General features: G+C 72.3%; 18 protein-coding genes. 11 read left to right on the forward strand and 7 right to left on the reverse strand.

The window, feature by feature from the left end; translation table 11 throughout:
* Positions 1-10: 10 nt before the first annotated feature.
* Positions 11-943, reverse strand: coding sequence for a cation diffusion facilitator family transporter (locus H4W31_RS29700; protein WP_192769658.1), 933 nt, complete (start codon positions 941-943; stop codon positions 11-13).
* Between the two features lie 99 nt (positions 944-1,042).
* Between H4W31_RS29700 and H4W31_RS29705 the strand changes: the two genes are divergently transcribed.
* The 6 genes from H4W31_RS29705 to H4W31_RS29730 all read left to right on the forward strand — a co-directional run bounded on the left by H4W31_RS29705 (position 1,043) and on the right by H4W31_RS29730 (position 5,925).
* Entirely contained in the window at positions 1,043-2,044 is a 1,002-nt protein-coding gene (locus H4W31_RS29705; protein WP_192769659.1) for a helix-turn-helix transcriptional regulator, read from the forward strand.
* Positions 2,045-2,096: 52 nt separating this feature from the next.
* Positions 2,097-3,218, forward strand: coding sequence for a helix-turn-helix transcriptional regulator (locus H4W31_RS29710; RefSeq protein ID WP_192769660.1), 1,122 nt, complete (start codon positions 2,097-2,099; stop codon positions 3,216-3,218).
* A gap of 10 nt (positions 3,219-3,228) precedes the next feature.
* Positions 3,229-3,483: a hypothetical protein gene (locus tag H4W31_RS29715; RefSeq protein ID WP_192769661.1), complete on the forward strand. Its 255-nt coding sequence runs from the start codon at positions 3,229-3,231 to the stop codon at positions 3,481-3,483.
* Between the two features lie 194 nt (positions 3,484-3,677).
* On the forward strand, positions 3,678-3,974 hold the full coding sequence (gene tatA, locus H4W31_RS29720) for a Sec-independent protein translocase subunit TatA (protein WP_192769662.1): 297 nt from the start codon (positions 3,678-3,680) through the stop codon (positions 3,972-3,974).
* 15 nt (positions 3,975-3,989) lie between these two features.
* The gene (gene tatC / locus H4W31_RS29725) at positions 3,990-4,937 is read left to right on the forward strand and encodes a twin-arginine translocase subunit TatC (protein WP_192769663.1); all 948 of its coding nucleotides are present in this window, start codon (positions 3,990-3,992) and stop codon (positions 4,935-4,937) included.
* A gap of 49 nt (positions 4,938-4,986) precedes the next feature.
* A complete protein-coding gene (locus tag H4W31_RS29730) occupies positions 4,987-5,925 on the forward strand; it encodes a diacylglycerol kinase family protein (RefSeq protein WP_318783472.1) in 939 nt (312 codons plus the stop codon).
* 63 nt (positions 5,926-5,988) lie between these two features.
* Here the strand turns inward: H4W31_RS29730 and H4W31_RS29735 are convergent, their stop codons facing one another.
* Positions 5,989-6,765 (reverse strand): HAD family hydrolase, encoded by a 777-nt coding sequence (locus H4W31_RS29735; RefSeq protein WP_404825630.1) that lies wholly within the window; start codon positions 6,763-6,765, stop codon positions 5,989-5,991.
* 86 nt (positions 6,766-6,851) lie between these two features.
* Between H4W31_RS29735 and H4W31_RS29740 the strand changes: the two genes are divergently transcribed.
* Both H4W31_RS29740 and H4W31_RS29745 read left to right on the forward strand, forming a co-directional pair.
* Positions 6,852-9,710: a DEAD/DEAH box helicase gene (locus H4W31_RS29740; RefSeq protein ID WP_192769665.1), complete on the forward strand. Its 2,859-nt coding sequence runs from the start codon at positions 6,852-6,854 to the stop codon at positions 9,708-9,710.
* Between the two features lie 254 nt (positions 9,711-9,964).
* Complete coding sequence (locus H4W31_RS29745; RefSeq protein ID WP_192769666.1) at positions 9,965-10,858, forward strand: MHYT domain-containing protein; 894 nt, start codon at positions 9,965-9,967, stop codon at positions 10,856-10,858.
* Between the two features lie 88 nt (positions 10,859-10,946).
* Here the strand turns inward: H4W31_RS29745 and H4W31_RS29750 are convergent, their stop codons facing one another.
* Both H4W31_RS29750 and H4W31_RS29755 read right to left on the reverse strand, forming a co-directional pair.
* Positions 10,947-11,873 carry a 5'-3' exonuclease gene (locus H4W31_RS29750; RefSeq protein WP_192769667.1) on the reverse strand — a complete coding sequence of 309 codons (927 nt, stop codon included), beginning with the start codon at positions 11,871-11,873 and terminating at the stop codon, positions 10,947-10,949.
* A 171-nt stretch (positions 11,874-12,044) separates the two neighbouring features.
* A complete protein-coding gene (locus H4W31_RS29755; RefSeq protein ID WP_192769668.1) occupies positions 12,045-12,518 on the reverse strand; it encodes a DUF6069 family protein in 474 nt (157 codons plus the stop codon).
* Between the two features lie 224 nt (positions 12,519-12,742).
* On the opposite strand from H4W31_RS29755, the gene H4W31_RS29760 reads away from it, so the two are divergent.
* From H4W31_RS29760 to H4W31_RS29770, 3 genes are all read left to right on the forward strand, one after another.
* Positions 12,743-13,855, forward strand: coding sequence for a M24 family metallopeptidase (locus H4W31_RS29760; RefSeq protein WP_192769669.1), 1,113 nt, complete (start codon positions 12,743-12,745; stop codon positions 13,853-13,855).
* A gap of 57 nt (positions 13,856-13,912) precedes the next feature.
* The gene (locus H4W31_RS29765; RefSeq protein WP_192769670.1) at positions 13,913-15,052 is read left to right on the forward strand and encodes an acyl-CoA dehydrogenase family protein; all 1,140 of its coding nucleotides are present in this window, start codon (positions 13,913-13,915) and stop codon (positions 15,050-15,052) included.
* A gap of 179 nt (positions 15,053-15,231) precedes the next feature.
* Positions 15,232-15,738 carry an Lrp/AsnC family transcriptional regulator gene (locus tag H4W31_RS29770; protein WP_192769671.1) on the forward strand — a complete coding sequence of 169 codons (507 nt, stop codon included), beginning with the start codon at positions 15,232-15,234 and terminating at the stop codon, positions 15,736-15,738.
* On the opposite strand, the gene H4W31_RS29775 is transcribed toward H4W31_RS29770, so the two are convergent.
* The 3 genes from H4W31_RS29775 to H4W31_RS29785 form a co-directional block, all read right to left on the reverse strand.
* The gene (locus H4W31_RS29775; RefSeq protein WP_192769672.1) at positions 15,668-16,279 is read right to left on the reverse strand and encodes a histidine phosphatase family protein; all 612 of its coding nucleotides are present in this window, start codon (positions 16,277-16,279) and stop codon (positions 15,668-15,670) included. The genes H4W31_RS29770 and H4W31_RS29775 overlap by 71 nt on opposite strands.
* A 124-nt stretch (positions 16,280-16,403) precedes the next feature.
* A complete protein-coding gene (locus tag H4W31_RS29780) occupies positions 16,404-17,090 on the reverse strand; it encodes a hypothetical protein (protein ID WP_192769673.1) in 687 nt (228 codons plus the stop codon).
* A gap of 2 nt (positions 17,091-17,092) precedes the next feature.
* Positions 17,093-17,476 (reverse strand): PadR family transcriptional regulator, encoded by a 384-nt coding sequence (locus tag H4W31_RS29785; RefSeq protein WP_192769674.1) that lies wholly within the window; start codon positions 17,474-17,476, stop codon positions 17,093-17,095.
* Positions 17,477-17,739: the final 263 nt, after the last annotated feature.

Below are 17,739 nucleotides of genomic sequence, written 5' to 3' on the forward strand. Positions count from 1 at the left end.
CGTCCGGCAGCTACGGCTGACGGGTCCGGGTGGGGTCGAGGAAGACGTACCGGATGTTCGGGTAGCGGGCGACGAGTTGCCGCTCGGCCTGGTCGGCGCCCGCCTCGATCTCCGCCCCGGTCGCCTCGTCCCGGAAGTCGACCTTGGCGGCGACGAGGATGTCGTCCGGGCCGAGGTGCATGGTCAGCAGCGTGTCGACCCGGTCCACCATCGGCAGCGAGGAGAGTTCGCGGTAGATCCCCGTGTACATCTGCGGCGGTACCGCCCGCCCGACCAGCAGCGAGATGTTGCTGCGGGCCAGGATGGCGGCGACGACCAGGAGCAGGAGGCCGATCACGATCGAGGCCAGCCCGTCCCAGAGTTCGTCGCCGGTGAGCTGGGCCAGGCCGAGACCGGCGGCGGCGACCGAGATGCCGATCAGCGCGGCGGTGTCCTCCAGGAACACCGCCTTGATCGTGGTGTCCGCGGTGTGCCGCAGGAACCGGGCGGGGGTGATGTTCCGCTTTCGGGAGGCCCGGAGGATCTGCCGGACGGCCCGGGCCAGCGAGACCGACTCGATTCCGAACGAGATCGCCAGTACGACGTACGAGATCAGGTACTCCCCGCTGTGCACCCCGCTCCGTACGGTGTTGATCCCGTGCGTGATCGAGAAGCCGGCGCCAACCACGAAGGTGAAGATCGCGGCGATGAACGCCCAGACGTAGCTCTCCTTGCCGTACCCGAACGGGTGCTCCGGGTCGGCGGGCCGGGCGCCCCGGCGCAGCGCGGTGAACAGCAGCACCTCGGTGGTGGTGTCGGCGACCGAGTGGGCGCCCTCGGAGAGCATCGCGGCGGAGCCGGAGATGGTTCCGGCCACCACCTTGGCCACGGCGATCGCGAGGTTGGCCAGCCCGGCCACCACCACCGTGCCGAGGCTTTCCGAGGTGCCGTCCCGTTCCGCCATGGCGCCAGCCTATGAGCCGGCCGGCGGTCGCACCGTCGGACCGGCCGGGACTCCGCGCGGGTACCCGCGTTGTGATCCGACACTGCTAGCGTCTGTGTCGTGTCGCGGACCCGTACCGAACGCCTGGTCAACCTGGTGATCTGCCTGCTGTCCACGCGACGGTTCCTGACCGCCGCGCAGATCGCCGCGACCGTACCCGGCTATGAGCATGATCCGGACGACCCTCGGGACCACGAGGCGTTCCAGCGCAAGTTCGAGCGCGACAAGGCCGAGTTGCGCGAGCTGGGGGTGCCGCTGGAGACCGGCACGGCCAGCGCGTTCGACACCGAGCCGGGCTACCGGATCGCACACCGCGAGTACGCGTTGCCCGACATTCCGCTGGAACCCGACGAGGCGGCGGCGGTGGGCATCGCCGCCCGGCTCTGGCGGCACGCCGGGCTGGCCGCCGCGGCCTCCTCCGGGCTGGCCAAGCTGCGCGCCGCCGGCATCGACGTCGACCCGCAGGCCACCCTCGGGATGGAGCCCGTGGTCACCGTCGACCCGGCGTTCGCGCCGCTGACCTCCGCGGCCCGGGACCGCCGCACGGTCACCTTCGAGTACCGGGTGCCCGAGGGCGACGCCCCGACCAGCCGGCGGCTGCAACCCTGGGGCGTGGTCTGCTGGCGCGGCCGGTGGTACGTGGTCGGTCATGATCTCGACCGGGCGGCGGCCCGATGCTTCCGGCTGTCCCGGATCGTCGGCGGCGCGGTCCGGCTGCTCGGCAAGGCGAACGCCTTCGAGCCGCCGGTGGGCGTCGACCTGATCAGTCACGTCGCCCGGTTCTCCGGTCCGGTCGAACGGTCCGGTCGGGCCACCGTGCTGGTCCGCCCCGGTCGCGCGGCCGGGCTGCGCCGGTGGGCCCGGGAGGTGACCAGCGGACCGGACGGCGACCGGCTGGTGCTGCCGTACGCCGACGCCGAGTCACTGGCCAGTAGGCTCGTGGGCTACGGTCCCGATGTGCGGGTGGTCGACCCGCCGGAGATCCGGGACGCCGTCATCCAGCGGCTGAAGGAGATCGCCGCCCGGCACGACGACGTGGTCGTGGCGCGGACGTCGGCGTAGACGCGTGGAGCAGGGTGGGTGCCCTGGTGACTGACCAGAGGGAGGAGCCGGCGTGACTCGTCCGGCGCAACGGTCCGGCGGTGCGCGGGCCTCGGCCGACCGGCTGGCCCGACTGCTCAACCTGGTGCCCTACCTGCTGGCCCGGCCCGGCATCGAGCTGGCCGAGGCCGCCGCCGACCTCGGGGTGACCGAACGGCAACTGCGGGAGGACCTGGAGCTGCTCTGGGTCTGCGGGCTGCCCGGGTACGGCCCCGGCGACCTGATCGACATGGCGTTCGACGGTGACCGGGTGACCATCACCTACGACGCCGGCATCGACCGCCCGCTGCGGCTCACCCCGGACGAGGCACTCGCGCTGGTGGTCGCGCTGCGGATGCTCGCCGAGACCCCGGGGATGGCGAACCGGGACGCGATCGAGCGCGCCCTGGCCAAGATCGAGAACGCGGCCGGCGAACTCGCCGGCGCCCCGGTCGCGGTACGGATGCCCGGGGACGGCGATCGGGTGGAGGCACTGCGGGGTGCGGTGCAGCGTCGACGGGCGCTCCGGATCACGTACTACACCGCGGCCCGGGACGAGACGACCGAGCGCACCATCGACCCGATCCGGGTGCTGACGGTCGGCGGCCTGGCGTACGTCGAGGCCTGGTGCCGCCGGGCGGAGTCCGTACGGATGTTCCGGGCCGACCGGATCGACGCCCTCGTGGAACTCGACGAGCCGGCCGTGGCGCCGCCCCAGGCCCGGCTGCACGACCTGAGCGGCGGCGGCATCTTCCAGCCCTCCGCCGAACTGCCGCTGGTGACCCTTCGGGTGGGCCGGGGCGGGCGGTGGATCACCGAGTACTACCCGTGTGAGCGGGTCGAACCCGGCGACGGGGCGGCCGACGGGGCCGGGCGGGAGTGGCTGGTCTCGTTGCGGGTGACCGATCTGGACTGGGCCCGCCGATTCGTGCTCGGCCTCGGGCCGGACGTCACGGTGGTCTCGCCGCCGGAACTCGCCGAGCAGGTACGCGACCAGGCCGCGGCGGCGCTCGACGCGTACGCCACGCTGCCCGCCGAGCCCGGACCGGCATCCGTCGGTGCGCTGCCGGGCGTCGACGCGGTGGCGGTCGGGCCGGTGTCGGGCTCCCGGTCGACCCGGAGCGCCGATCCGGCGGCCGCGGCCGGTAGCCACTAGGCTGACCGGCGTGGTGAAGTGGATCGTGCTCGGGGTCGTCCTGGTCGGGCTTTTGGTGCTCGGGTTGGCGATTCGTCGGGTGCTCAGCCGGCTTCCGCGCCTGCAACGGGCCGCGTTGGCGTTGCAGCAACGGCAGGAGCAGGCGGAGGATCTGCAACGCGTCGCGTTCGCCGTGCAGGACCGGGCGGAGGCGCTGCAGCAGCAGGTCGACACCATGCAGCGGCACGTCACCCTGATCAAGGCCAAGCGCGGCGAGACCCCGTAGTCCCGCTCGGGCGGCGTGACCGGTCGTTTCCGCCGGGCGGTGTCGTTCCCCGGTTGACGGGATGCCCGACGTTGGTCAAGACTTCACCCTCCGGGTCGCAATGTCATCAGCCTGGCGGGTGGCAGTCCCGCCCGACACACGTACGATGGGCCCAGAACACCCCTTTGCTGGACGAACATCGAACTGGAGCTTCCATGGGCGCCCTTAAGCCGTGGCACATCTTCGTACTCGTTGCTGTGCTGGTCCTGCTGTTCGGCGCGAAGCGGCTTCCCGACGCGGCCCGCTCGCTCGGCCGTTCGCTGCGGATCATCAAGGCCGAGACCAAGAGCCTCGCGGACGACGACAAGGACCTGGCCGAGAAGGCCGACGCCCAGGCCGGCCGGCAGCCGCTGCCTGGGGACTCGACGGTCCAGCCGAGCAGCGTCCACCAGCCCGGCTACCAGCCACCCGCCGCGCCGGTGAACGACCCGCAGCGCGTGCGCGACAACTGACCGGGGCTCGCTACCGTGGCCTTCGCTCTGCGCCGGCGCGGTCCGAACAAGTTCGAGCGGGCCTCCGACGGCTCGATGACTCTCATCGAGCACGTGCGGGAGCTGCGTAACCGACTGTTCTGGGCCTCGGTGGGCATCCTGGTCGGCTTCGGCCTCGGCCTCTGGCTGGCTCGTCGGGTCCGTGGCCTGTTGCAGCAGCCGTACTGCGACCTGCCCGGCTCGACGGTGAACGGCAAGTGCCAGTTCACCCAGCTCGGTCCGGCGGACGTGCTCCTGCTCGACCTCAAGATCGCGCTCTGGGTCGGGCTCATCATCGCGGCGCCGATCTGGCTCTACCAGCTCTGGGCGTTCATCGCACCGGGCCTGCACCGGCACGAGCGGAAGTACGCCTACATCTTCACCGCGTTGGCGGCGCCGTTGTTCATCGCCGGCGCCGTGCTGGCGTTCTTCGTGGTGGCCAAGGGCCTGGAGTTCCTGGTCGGGCTGGCCGGCGAGGACGTCACCAACACCCTGGAGATCACCCGGTACATCTCCTTCGTCACCAACATGATCCTGATGTTCGGGGTGGCGTTCGAGTTCCCGCTGATCGTGCTGATGCTCAACTTCGTCGGTATCGCCAGTGGTCGGCGGTTGCTCAGCTGGTGGCGGGTCGCCGTCTTCGTGTTCTTCCTCTTCTCGGCGATCGTGACGCCCACCCCGGACCCGTTCGGCATGACCGCGCTGGCCCTCTGCCTCTGCGTGCTCTACTTCGCGGCGGTGGGGGTGGCGATGATCAACGACCGACGGCGTGGCCGGGGCAAGGAGGTCTACGCCGGGCTGGACGACGACGAGGTCTCGCCACTGAACATCGAGCCGGAGCCGGTCACCGCCGGCGAGCGGGCCGATGCCGTCGGGCCGATCGAGACGCCGGGCTCCGTCGTGGCGCCGCAGCCGATCGACCGGCGCTACGACGACATGACCTGACCGGATCGGACCTGTCGGATCGGTCACGGCCAGCGGTACGGTGCTGGCCGTGACCGTGAACGATCATCTCCCCGGGCCCGCCGGCCCGCTGCCGGACGGCCGGGTGGCCGTGCTGGCCAATCCGACGGCCGGGCGGGGGCGGTACCGGGGACTGCTGCCGGCCGTACTGGATCGGCTCGGCGCGGCCGGGCGGCCGGTGGATCTGCTCGACGCCGGATCCGCCACCCGGGCCGGTGCGGCCTGCCGTGCGGCGGTCGCCGACGGCGCCGCCGCCCTGGTCACGGTCGGCGGCGACGGCACCGTGCACCTGGCGCTCCAGGCGGTCGCCGGCACCGACGTCGGCTTCGGTCCGGTGCCGGCCGGTACCGGGAACGACTTCGCGGTCGGCACCGGATTCCCGGTCGATCCGCTCGCGGCGGCCGACGTGATCGTCGCCGCGCTGGCCGCGGGCCGGACCCGCCCGGCGGACCTGGCCCGGATGACCGGGCCGGACGGGGCGCTCCGGTGGTACGGCGCGGTGCTGGCCGCCGGCTTCGACGCGCTCGTCAACGAGCGGGCCAACCGGATGTCCTGGCCGAGGGGACGGCGCCGCTACGACCTCGCCATCCTGGTCGAACTGGCCCGGCTCCGGCCCCGGCACTACACGCTGCGGCTGGACGGGGTGCCCCAGGAGCTGGAGGCGGTGCTGGTCGCGGTGGGGAACTGCCCGAGCTACGGCGGAGGAATGCGGATCTGCCCGGCGGCCGACCCGACCGACGGGCTGCTCGACGTGGTGTACGCCGGACCGGTCGGCCGGGCCACCCTGACCCGGATCAAGCCACGGGTCTACCGGGGCACCCACCTCGACCATCCGATGGTGCACAGCGCCCGGGCCCGGACGGTCGAACTCGTCGCCGAGGACATCGTCGGGTACGCGGACGGCGAACGGGCCCTGCCGCTGCCGGTGACCGTGACCGCCGTTCCCGCGGCCGTACGCCTGCTGCGCTGACACCGCCGCGCCCTCGGGCCGCCTGCCGGCGCTGGCCCCGCTCGGCGGTGCGGGGCGGCCCGGTCAGCGGCCCTCGGCGACCGCCAGGTCGAGCGCGGCGGCGAGCCCGTTCGCCCGGCCCGCCTCGGCCGCCGGCAGCACCAGCGCGGAACATCCGGCCCGGACCGCCCCGGCGTCGGCCGGGGTGTCGCCGACCATCAGGGTCCGTTCCGGGTCGACACCCAGCATTCCGCAGGCCCGCAGGAAGATCGCCGGGTCGGGTTTACAGCGCCCCACCTCGTACGACAGGACGAACGCGTCGACCAGTTCGGTGAGTTCCCACGCGTCGAAGTGCGGCCGGAGGTCGAATCCGATGTTGCTCACCACCGCGACCGGAACACCCGCCTTCCGCAGGGCGCGCAGGGTGGCCGCGGTGTCCGCGTACGGGAGCCAGCCGACGGGGGACAGGAGCCGCTCATAGAGGGCCTCGGCGAGCCCGTCCACCCCGGTGTCGACGGTCGAGGCCAGCCCGACGTAGGCGGCCCGGTGGGAGGGCCCGTACAGGTCCCGGTCCGCCCACACCTCGGCCAGGTGCGGCGGCACCCGGGCGGGTAGCGGCCCACCGGCGCGGCCGGCCATCACCAGCCGGTCGGCCAGCGCGGTCGCGCGAGGGCGCTCCAGTGTCGTTCCGCACTCGGCGGCGGCGGCCAGTACCCAGGCGACCGGGTCCTCCACCTGGGCGAGAGTGCCATGGAAGTCGAATAGCACCGCGTCGACCGGCCGGCGGGGCGGCTGTTCGGAGGCGGAGTGGGAGGTTCCGCTCGACGTACGGGGCATGGGCGGTTCGGCATGATCCGGCACGTCGTGCACCCTACCGAGCGGCTCCACCGGGGCCGCTGTATGGCCTGCCGGGGTACGACCTCGCACTACGCATTAATCTTGGTGTCATGTCGAGCCCCGCCGAGCGGTACGCCGCGGCGCGCCGCCGGGCCGCGCAGGCCAATTCCTTTCCCGCCCTGAACGTGTTCGCCCAGCAGCTCGGGTTCGACCTCGACGACTTCCAGCGGGAGGCGTGCCAGGCCCTGGAGCGGGGCAGTGGTGTGCTGGTCTGTGCGCCGACCGGCGCGGGTAAGACCGTCGTCGGTGAGTTCGCGGTGCATCTGGCGTTGCATGCGGGCGACGGCGTCTCGGCCGGTGGGGTCGGCGCGGCGACCGGTGGTGGTGCCGCCACCCGACCGGCCGGTGCCGGTGCGCCAGCTGCCGGCGGGGTGGCCCGGAAGTGCTTCTACACCACGCCGATCAAGGCGCTGTCGAACCAGAAGTACCACGACCTGGTGGCCCGGTACGGCTCGGACCAGGTGGGGCTGCTGACCGGGGACAACGTGATCAACGGCGACGCGCCGGTGGTGGTGATGACCACCGAGGTGCTGCGCAACATGCTCTACGCCGGTTCGTCGACCCTGACCGGCCTGGCCTACGTGGTGATGGACGAGGTGCACTACCTCGCGGACCGGTTCCGGGGCGGGGTCTGGGAAGAGGTGATCATCCACCTGCCGGAGTCCGTGACGCTGGTCTCGCTCTCGGCGACGGTCTCCAACGCGGAGGAGTTCGCGGACTGGCTGGTCACCGTCCGGGGCGAGACCGAGGTGGTGGTCAGCGAGCACCGCCCGGTGCCGCTCTGGCAGCACATGCTGGTCAACCGGCGGATGTTCGACCTGTTCCACGACGCCGACGCGGCCCGCAAGCACGACGTGCATCCCGAACTGCTGCGCTACACCCGGGAGATGCTGCGCCGGCTCGAACTCGGGGACGGCCGTACCCACGGGCCGGGCTGGGGGCGCAGCGGCGGCCGGGGGCCACGCTGGCGTGGACCGCTGCGGGCCGACATCGTCGAACGGCTCGACCGGGAGGGGCTGCTGCCGGCGATCCTGTTCCTCTTCAGCCGGGCCGGCTGCGACGCGGCCGTCCAGCAGTGCCTGGCCGCCGGGCTGCGGTTGACCAGTCCGGAGGAGCGGACCGAGATCCGGCGGGTGGTGGAGAGCCGGATCACCAGCGTGCCCGGCGAGGATCTGGCCGTACTCGGCTACTGGGAGTGGCTCGACGGCCTGGAGCGTGGACTGGCCGCCCACCACGCGGGCATGCTGCCGGCGTTCAAGGAGGTGGTCGAGGAGCTGTTCGTGCGCGGTCTGGTCAAGGCGGTCTTCGCGACCGAGACCCTGGCGCTCGGGATCAACATGCCGGCCCGCTGCGTCGTGCTGGAACGGTTGGTCAAGTTCAACGGCGAGGCGCACGTCGACCTGACGCCGGGGGAGTACACCCAGCTCACCGGCCGGGCCGGCCGGCGGGGGATCGACGTCGAGGGGCACGCCGTCGTCGTCTGGTCGCCCGAGGTCGACCCCCGGCACGTGGCAGGACTCGCCTCCACCCGTACGTATCCGCTGAAGTCGAGCTTCCGGCCCTCGTACAACATGGCGGTCAACCTGGTCGGGTCGGTCGGCGCGGCGCCCGCACGCGAGCTGCTGGAGTCGTCGTTCGCCCAGTTCCAGGCGGACCGCTCGGTGGTCGGCCTGGCTCGGCAGGTGCAGCGCAACGTCGAGACCGTCGAGGCGTACGGCGCGGAGATTCGCTGCCATCTCGGGGACTTCGACGAGTACTTCGGGCTGCGGCTGGCGATCGCGGACCGGGAGCAGACCCTCGCCCGGCAGGGGCAGAACCAGCGGAGGACGGCGACCCTGACCGCGTTGGAGCGGCTGAGGGTCGGCGACGTGATCCGGGTGCCGTCGGGCCGGCGGGCCGGGTTGGCCGTGGTGCTCGATCCGGGCGCCAGCGGGTTCGGTGAGCCTCGCCCGCTGGTGCTCACCCAGGACCGCTGGGCCGGCCGGGTCACCCCCGGCGACTTCACCACCCCGGCCGAGGTGCTGGCCCGGATCCGGGTGCCGAAGAACTTCAACCACCGGTCGCCGGCCGCCCGGCGGGACCTGGCCGCCGCGGTCAGCGGTACCGGACTGGACCGGCAGGCGGGGCGGCGCGGCAGCCGGTCCCGGGGCGGCGGTGGCGAGGACGACCGGCTCAGCCAGCTCCGCGCCGAACTGCGCCGGCACCCCTGCCACGCCTGTCCGGACCGGGAGGAGCACGCCCGCTGGGCGGAGCGCCGCCGGCGCCTGGAGCGGGACACCACGGAGATTCGTCAACGGGTCGCCGGGCGTACCGGCTCGTTGACCCGGACGTTCGACCGGGTCTGCGGGATCCTCACCGCGCGTGGCTACCTGTCGGACTCCGGGGAGGTGACCGACGCCGGCCGGATGCTGGGGCGGATCTGGACCGAGGCCGACCTGCTGGTGGCGGAGTGCCTGCGCCGGGGGGTCTGGGCCGGGCTGTCCCCGTCGGAGCTGGCCGCCGCGGTCTCGGTGGTGGTCTACGAGGCGCGGCGGGACACCGACGAGCGGGCCTCGGTGCCCCGGGGCGTGGTCTCGGCGGCAGTGGACGAGACGTTGAAGATCTGGGCCGAGCTGGAGTCGGACGAGGCGTCCCGGGGGCTGGAGGCGACCCGCGAACCCGACCTGGGTTTCGTCTGGCCCGTCTACCGCTGGGCCAAGGGCGAACCGTTGGCGAAGGTGCTGGCCAGCGGGCACAACCTCGACGGCGACATGCCGGCCGGCGACTTCGTCCGGTGGGCCCGGCAGGTGGTCGACCTGCTCGGTCAGGTCGCCGACTCCGCCGGGGCCTCCGTGGAGCTGCGGGGGACCGCGCGGCAGGCGATGGGCTCGATCAACCGTGGGGTGCTCGCGTACCACGGGGCGACCTGAGTCGTCCGGGCTGACCGGAGGGGTGCCGCCGAAAGCGGCTCTGACCAGGGTCTTGAGTCATCCCTTCGGATGGTTCTCGACCCCGGTCGGTCAAGACCGGCTCATCCCCATGTTGATCTTCCGTACCGCTTGCGTACGGCCGCTCGGCCCGCAGATGGGCCCGAAGTTCCGTTGTGGCTGGTCGAGCCGCAAGTGATCATCAGGTGCCGGGTGCGGAACAGCGCCGTTGTCAACGGCCCAAGGGGATCATCAGCATGGCCACGATCGACCACTTCCAGTACGGCTGGATCACGCCCGTCCTGAGTTTCGGGCTCTCCGTCCTCGGCTCGTTCCTGGGGCTGCTCTGTGCGGCACGGGCCCGCGAGGCGCAGGCCTGGGGGCGCCGCGCCTGGTGGCTCGGCCTCGCGGCCTGGGCGATCGGCGGTACGGCGATCTGGACCATGCACTTCACCGCCATGCTCGGCTTCCGGGTCGCCGGGACCCAGATCCGGTACGACGTGCCGGTCACCGTGCTGAGCGCGGTGATCGCCGTCGCCGTCGTCGGGATCGGGCTGTTCATCGTCGGCTTCGGTCGGGTCTCCTGGCCCAGGCTCGTTCTCGGCGGGATGTTCGCCGGACTGGGCGTGGCCGGCATGCACTACCTGGGGATGGGGGCGATGCGGATGCGGGGACGGGTCGACTACACGCCGTCCCTGGTCGCCGCCTCGGTGCTGATCGCGGTGGTCGCCGCGACGGCGGCGTTCTGGCTGGCGGTCAACGTCCGTGGATCCCGGGCCGTGACCGGTGCGGCCGTGGTGATGGGGTTCGCGGTCAGCGGGATGCACTACACCGGGATGGCGGCGATGGGCGTCCACGCACAGCCGACCGGACCGGCTCCCGCCGGTGCCAACGGCTCCACCCTGTTGCTGCCGATCATGCTGATCGTCATCTTCGTCGCGTTCGTACTGTTCTACGCGCTGCTCGCGTCGCCGACCGAGGACGACCGGGCGGCGTCGGCCTACCTGGCCGACCGGGCCGCCGAGCGCGCCGCCGCGGATCGGGTCGCCGCAGATCGGGCCGCAGCGCAGACCACCTCGGACTGGGCGACCGGTCGCTCGGCCGGCCGGGCCGGTCCGCCACCCGCTCGGCGCGGTCGACGCTCCTCCTGAGGTTCGGGCCCGCCCCCCGGGGTGTCGGGTCCCGCGTCCCGGTGATTCGGCCGGTGGGGTCGGCGGGCGACGATGTCGCCGGCCGGGATCAGGCGGCGACGTTCGCGGCCAGGGCGTCGACCAGGCGGCGGCACGGGCCGGCGAGGTTCCACTGCTCGGCCAGGGCGAGTAGCCGGTCCGGATCGACCGGCGCCGCCGGCAGCGTCGTGGTCAGCGGCGGCACCGGTACGTCGAGCGCCACCCGGACCACCTTCGGCGCGACTGCCAGATAGTCCCGGGCGGCGTTCAGTTTGGTCTTCAGCCCCGGGGCGAAGCCGGACGTCGGGTCGTCCAGCGCGGCGAGAACGCCGTCCAGGCTGCCGTACCGGTCGATCAGTCGGGCCGCGGTCTTGTCCCCGACGCCCGCGACGCCGGGCAGGCCGTCGCTGGGGTCGCCGCGCAGGGCGGCGAAGTCGGCGTACCCGGCGGCCGGCACGCCGTACTTGGCCCGGACGGCGGTGTCGTCGCAGTCCTCCAGCTTCGCCACCCCCCGGCCGCAGTAGAGCAGGCGCACGGGCCGGGCGTCGTCGATGAGTTGGAACAGGTCCCGGTCGCCGGAGGCCACCTCCACCGGGGCCGGTTGGGTGGCGGCGAGGGTGCCGATCACGTCGTCCGCCTCGTAGCCGTCCACCCCGATGGCCGGAATCCCGATCGCCGCCAGCAGTTCCAGAATCAGCGGGACCTGCGGGGAGAGGGTGTCGGGCACCACCTCACCGCCCTCGGGCGCCACCCGGTGCGCCTTGTACGACGGCAGCAGCGCCACCCGCCAGGCCGGTCGCCAGTCGTAGTCGAGTGCGCAGACCAGCCGGTCCGGCCGACGGGCGCGGATCAGCGTGGCCAGCATGTCCAGGAATCCCCGTACCGCGTTGACCGGGCTGCCGTCGGGCGCCTTGGCGGCGGACTCCGGAATGCCGAAGTAGGCCCTGAAGTAGAGGCTGGCGGCATCGACGAGAAGCAGAGGGCGGCTGTCGTTCACCCGGACAGCCTGGCACAGCCTCGTCCGGTCCGGTCGGAGGGCACCGGCGGTGCGGGAAGCGGCCCGGATCCCGGCGGCTGGCGTACCAGCTGTCGGGTCCGGGCCGCTCGGAGTCGCCGACCGTCGGTGCCCGGTCGGCGCTTCCGGTGCTGCGAGGGGCGGGCGGTGCGCTCAGCGCCGTGCGGCGGGCTGCCGCAGCATCGGGAAGAGCGCGGCGGCTACGACGACGTGCATCAGGCCCAGCATGACCTTGGTGTCCGCGGTGGCGAGTTCGATGCCGAGCGGCACGAAGGAGAGCACCAGGACCAGGGTCGCGAGGACGCCCCAGATGGCCCGGGCCCGGCGGGTGAACCGTTCCAGCAGGGCGAGCGTGCCCCAGCCGAGCAGGGAGATCACCAGGGTGATCCCGACGATCTCGGCCAGGATCAGCGGGTGTGACACCGGGTTGCCCGGGTCGGTGAGCACGAAGTCGGTGCCTACGGCGTGGGCGGTCGAGTAGAGCACGGCGTTCGTCAGCACCGCCGCGCCGACGGCGAGGAGGCGGAAGCGCCGGACCTGCCGGCCGGACCGGACGTTGACGTCGGGCTGGCCGGTGGTCCCGGGCCGGATCGCGGTGCTGGGCGGGGTGATGGCGGTGGCGGTCATAAGGGGCTCCCTCTGGTCGCTGCGCTGAGGTCCAACTTCCAGCGGTGGCGCTGGCGATAGGAAGACTCTCCCACCGACAACTTTTCTTGTCAAGACATCTTCGATTGTCGGCTGAACGCCTCGGGGAGAGGGTCGGCGAAGCGGGCAAGAGGCCGTCGGCGGCCGGCGAAATCGGCCGGAGTCCTGCCGATCGATCCCGCCCGAACGACCGTTAAGCTAGTGACGTGGGTTACGAAAACCTCTATCCCCCGGAGCGGCTGCACGCCGCGCAACGGGCCACGGCCGAGGCCGGCCTGGACGCCCTGCTTCTTCCGCCCGGCTCCGATCTGCGCTACCTCACCGGGTACCACGCCCACGCGCTCGAACGGCTCACCTGCCTGGTGCTGCCGGCGGCGGGCGAACCGACGCTGGTCGTACCGACCCTGGAACGGCCGGCCGCAGAGGCGTCGCCGGCCCCGCGCACGGGCGTACGGATCGTCGACCACCCCGACGGCGTCGACCCGTACCCGCTGGTGGTCCAGGCGCTCGACGGACCTGTCCGGGCGGTCGGACTGGGTGACCGGATGTGGGCCGAGCAGGTCCTCGCGCTGCGCGCCGTGCTGCCGCAGGCCACCCAGCGGCTGGCCGGCGAGGTACTGAGGTCGCTGCGGCTGCGCAAGTCGCCGGCCGAGGTGGACGCACTCCGGGCCGCCGGCGCGGCGATCGACGCGGTACACGCGCGGATGGCCGAGTGGTTGCGTCCCGGCCGCACCGAGGCGCAGGTGGCCGAGGACATCTCGGCCGCGATCCGGGAAGCGGGCCACGCCACCGCCGACTTCGCCATCGTCGCCAGCGGGCCGAACGGGGCCAGTCCCCACCACGGCACCTCGGACCGGGTGATCGGCGTCGGTGAGCCGGTCGTCGTCGACATCGGCGGCACGATGCCGTCCGGCTACTGCTCGGACTCCACCCGGTGCTACGTCATCGGCACGCCACCACCGGACTACCTCGACTACTACCGGGTGCTGCACGAGGCGCAGCGGGCGGCGGTCGGGGCGGTACGGCCAGGGGTCAGCGCCGAGGCGGTGGACTCGGTCGCCCGCGAGATCATCGCCGACGCCGGGTACGGCGCCGCCTTCCTGCACCGGACCGGACACGGCATCGGCCTGGACGGGCACGAGGACCCGTACCTGGTCGCCGGCAACGAACTGCCGCTCGAGCCGGGTATGGCGTTCTCCATCGAGCCGGGCATCTACCTCGCCGGCCGGCACGGCGCCCGGATCGAGGACATCGTGGTCTGCACCCCGGACGGGGTCGAGCGGCTCAACACCGTGGACACGGAACTGGTCACGCTGTGACCGGGGAGAACCGGCGCCGGACGAGCGCGGCGACCAGCGGAGCGAGGGGGAGCGGCCATGACCGTTGACCGGATCCTGCCCAGCGACGAGGCGTACGAACTGCTCGACCTCGTCACCGAACTGGCCGACCGTGAACTCGCACCGAAGGTGGTCGACTTCGAGGATCGGGGCGTGTTCCCCCGGGAGGTGCTGCGTACGCTCGGCCGGGCCGGGCTGCTCGGACTGCCGTACCCGGAGGAGCATGGTGGCGCCGCCCAGCCGTACGAGGTCTACCTCCAGGTCCTGGAGATCCTCGCCGGCCGCTGGCTGGCCGTCGCCGAGGCGGTCAGCGTGCACACCCTGTCCTGCTATCCGGTGGCCACCTTCGGCGGCGAGCAGGTACGCAAGTTGCTCCCCGACATGATCGGCGGTGAGCTGCTCGGGGCGTACTGCCTGTCGGAGCCGCAGGGCGGCTCGGACGCCGCGGCGCTGACCACCCGGGCGACCCGGGCCGGCGGCGACTACCTCGTCTCCGGCACCAAGGCCTGGATCACCCACGCCGGCATCGCCGACTTCTACAACGTCTTCTGCCGGACCGGCGGTCCCGGCGCCCGAGGCATCTCCTGCCTGCTCGCCGACGCCAACACCGCCGGCATCGTGCCGCAGACCCCGGAACGGACCATGGGCCTGCGGTCGTCACCGATCGCGCAGATCGCCTTCGACGACGCCCGGGTGCCCGTCGACCGACTGATCGGCGCGGAGGGCGAGGGGTTCCGGATCGCCCTGTCCGCGTTGGACAGTGGACGACTCGGCATCGCCGCCTGCGCCGTCGGACTGGCCCAGGCCGCCCTGGACTACGCGGTGGACTACGCCCGGCAACGGGAGCAGTTCGGCCAGCCGCTGATCGACTTCCAGGGCCTCGGCTTCCTCCTCGCCGACCTGGCCACCCAGGTCTCCGCGGCCCGGGCGTTGACCCTGGCGGCGGCCCGGCTGCGGGACGCCGGCCGGCCGTACTCGATCGAGGCGGCCAAGGCGAAGCTGTTCGCCACCGACACCGCGATGCGGGTCACCACCGACGCGGTGCAGGTGCTCGGCGGCGCCGGCTACGTCTGCGACCATCCGGTGGAGCGGTACATGCGGGAGGCCAAGGTGCTGCAGATCGTCGAGGGCACCAACCAGATCCAGCGGCTGGTCATCGCCCGCTCGCTGGCCCGCTGAGCATCCGGTCGGGGCCGCTGGGACCGGGCCGAGCCGGAACCCGTACCCGGTGGCGGGTCCGGGTCCGGGGGTCGCGGCCGGCGAGGCTCGTTCCCCGTCCGGCGCGCAACTTGGTAACGTCTGCCGACTCGACCGGTCTGACGTCGCCGGAGGGGCCTCCTGGCGGTAGGTTTCACGCCGTGGAGGAGACCGATCGGGCAATCATCGCGGCGTTGGCCGCGGACGGCCGACTGTCGTACACCGACCTGGCGGAACGGGTCGGGCTGTCGGTGTCCGCCGTGCACCAGCGGGTCCGTCGGCTGGAGCAGCGCGGAGTTATCAAGGGGTACGCGGCGCGGGTCTCCTTCGAGGCGCTCGACCTCCCGCTGAGCGCCTTCGTGGCGATCCGCCCCCTGGACCCGTCCCAGCCGGACGACGCGCCGGACCGGCTGGCCCACCTGCCGGAGATCGACTCGTGCTACTCGGTGGCCGGGGAGGACTTCTACCTGCTGTTGGTCCGGGTCGCGAGCCCGGTGGACCTGGAACGGGTGCTACAGGAGATCCGGACCGCGGCGAACGTCACGACCCGGACCACCGTGGTGCTCTCCACTCCGTACGAGAGTCGACCGCCGAAGATCAGTTTGGATCCGGCGGCGCCCCGGCTGCGCGCCCTTCCGCCGGACCCGGCGAGTTCCAGCGCAGGATGACCGGGCGCCCGTGCTCGTAGCCGAGGGTGGACACGGTCGCGGTGTCCAGCCGCAGCCGGCCCCCGCCGCTGGGCGGTAGCCCGATCCACCGGGCACCGGCCACCCGGAGGCTGTGCCCGTGCGCGACCAGGGCGACGTCCCCGTGCTCGAGTAGTGCGGTGGCCCGGTCGAGGACCCGGTCCAGCCGGGCACCGACCTGCTCCGGTGACTCGCCGCCGGGGCAGCCGTCGGTCCACAGCACCCAGTCGGGCCGCTTCTGGTGGATCTCGTCGGAGGTGAGTCCCTCGTACTCGCCGTAGTTCCACTCCACGAGGTCCTCCTCGACCTGCGTCACGGTCAGCCCGGCCAGCGCCGCCGTGCGCAGTGCGCGTTCGCGGGGGCTGGAGAGCACCGCGACGAAGCGCCGGTCCCCGAGTTCCCCGGCGATCTGGCGGGCCTGGCGCTCGCCGTCCGGGGTCAACCCCAGATCCGTGTACGAGGTGTGCCGATGGCTCACGCTCCAGGTGGTCTCGCCGTGGCGGACGAGGACGATCTCTGCCATCTCCCCAGTCAACCACTCCGCTCCGGCCCGGTGCTCCTCCTCCGGGCCGGAGCCGCCGGCCCGCACTTCCCGCATGGGGGTGGACGCGCATTCGGGGGAGCGGAGCCGTCATTCCGGATGGAACTCAGCTCAGGGGCACGTCCGAGGGTGGGGCGAGCATCGCCCGGCGGCGGTCTCGTAGTGACCAGCGGCGGGCGAGCAGGGTGGCGCCACTGATCGCGCCCAGGACCATGGCGATCTCTGCGACAAGGACCGGCGCCGCAGTGCTGTAGCCGGTGGACCGTGCGAACGCCATCGTGAGGGGGGTAATCACGATCCCGGCGAGTGGCAGCAGGAGCATCATCGCCTTGGCGGTGTCCCGGATCTGCGGAACGGTGCGGAGGGTAAGCCGCACTGCGATGACCGCGGCTGCCACGACCATGATGGCGGGAACACCGTAGTAGACGAGAACTGCTACCTGGACCGGTACGTGGAACGAGCGTGGCAGGTCCACCCACCGTACGAGCAGCGGATACGCCACCGCGAGCAGGACGCCGCCGATCACCGCGCCGATCGTCGATCCGACCAGCGTGGTGCCGAGCAGGCGACTTCGTTCCGACGGGACGCGGGCGAGGCCGGCTTCGTCGGCGAGCCGGCGGGCGAAGTCCGCCACGTCCGAGCCGATCAGTTGGGCAGGGCTGATCCCGTCGCCGGCTGCGGCCTGTAGGTCCAGCCGCAGGTCCGCGATGAGGGCCGCCCGGTCGGTCGTGCCGATCCCGTACCTGCGCAAGGCTCGGTCGGCTGTGGCCAGCACGCTGTCGATGGTCTCCACGATCAGCTCCTTGATGCTTCGGGATCGGATTCGGACCTGCGGAGGATGGCGTCGACGATGCCGGTGAAGTGCGTCCACTGCTGTCGCCAGGCGTCGAGCCGTACGTGGCCGGCTTCGGTCAGCGCGTACACCTTGCGGGGTGGCCCCGCAGGGCTGGCCTCCTGTTTGTCGACGACCAGGCCGAGACGGCGCATCCGAGTCAGCAGCGGATAGATGGTGCCGTAGCTGACCGGGCCGATGCCTGTCGTCTCCATTCGCCGCACCAACTCGTATCCATGGGCGGGCTCACCTGCCAACACGGCGAGCAGGCACATGTCGAGCGCGCCGCGAAGAAGCTGTGTCTGCCGATCGCCGTCCTCCGCTGCCTGCTGTTCGACCGGTATCATGTCTCGCAGAATAGCAGCTATTAGGTGAACCGATATAGCTACAGCCAGGCTACGTCGATTAGTTCGGGTCCGGTCGGTCCGCCGGTTCGCAGCCCGAATGCGAACGAGCCGGACCCCACTGCCCGACGCGGAGATCACGCGCCGGGCCGGAGTCAACCCGCAGTATCTGCAGCGCCACCGCGATCTCAAAGCCGAGGCCGAGGCAGTCCGCGCCCACCTCGCAGGCGACCTACCACGCGCCGCTGCCGCGGCCAACACCCGCA

Origin of the sequence: Plantactinospora soyae (assembly GCF_014874095.1) — a bacterium.
Classification (GTDB): Bacteria; Actinomycetota; Actinomycetes; order Mycobacteriales; family Micromonosporaceae; genus Plantactinospora; species Plantactinospora soyae.

Excerpts from the sequence above, each read along its gene's own strand:
- H4W31_RS29775 (WP_192769672.1), bottom strand. The coding sequence starts at position 16,279 with ATGGCAGAGATCGTCCTCGTCCGCCACGGCGAGACCACCTGGAGCGTG.
- tatA (WP_192769662.1), top strand. The coding sequence starts at position 3,678 with ATGGGCGCCCTTAAGCCGTGGCACATCTTCGTACTCGTTGCTGTGCTG.
- H4W31_RS29755 (WP_192769668.1), bottom strand. The coding sequence starts at position 12,518 with ATGACCGCCACCGCCATCACCCCGCCCAGCACCGCGATCCGGCCCGGG.
- H4W31_RS29700 (WP_192769658.1), bottom strand. The coding sequence starts at position 943 with ATGGCGGAACGGGACGGCACCTCGGAAAGCCTCGGCACGGTGGTGGTG.
- H4W31_RS29745 (WP_192769666.1), top strand. The coding sequence starts at position 9,965 with ATGGCCACGATCGACCACTTCCAGTACGGCTGGATCACGCCCGTCCTG.
- H4W31_RS29740 (WP_192769665.1), top strand. The coding sequence starts at position 6,852 with ATGTCGAGCCCCGCCGAGCGGTACGCCGCGGCGCGCCGCCGGGCCGCG.
- H4W31_RS29765 (WP_192769670.1), top strand. The coding sequence starts at position 13,913 with ATGACCGTTGACCGGATCCTGCCCAGCGACGAGGCGTACGAACTGCTC.
- H4W31_RS29785 (WP_192769674.1), bottom strand. The coding sequence starts at position 17,476 with ATGATACCGGTCGAACAGCAGGCAGCGGAGGACGGCGATCGGCAGACA.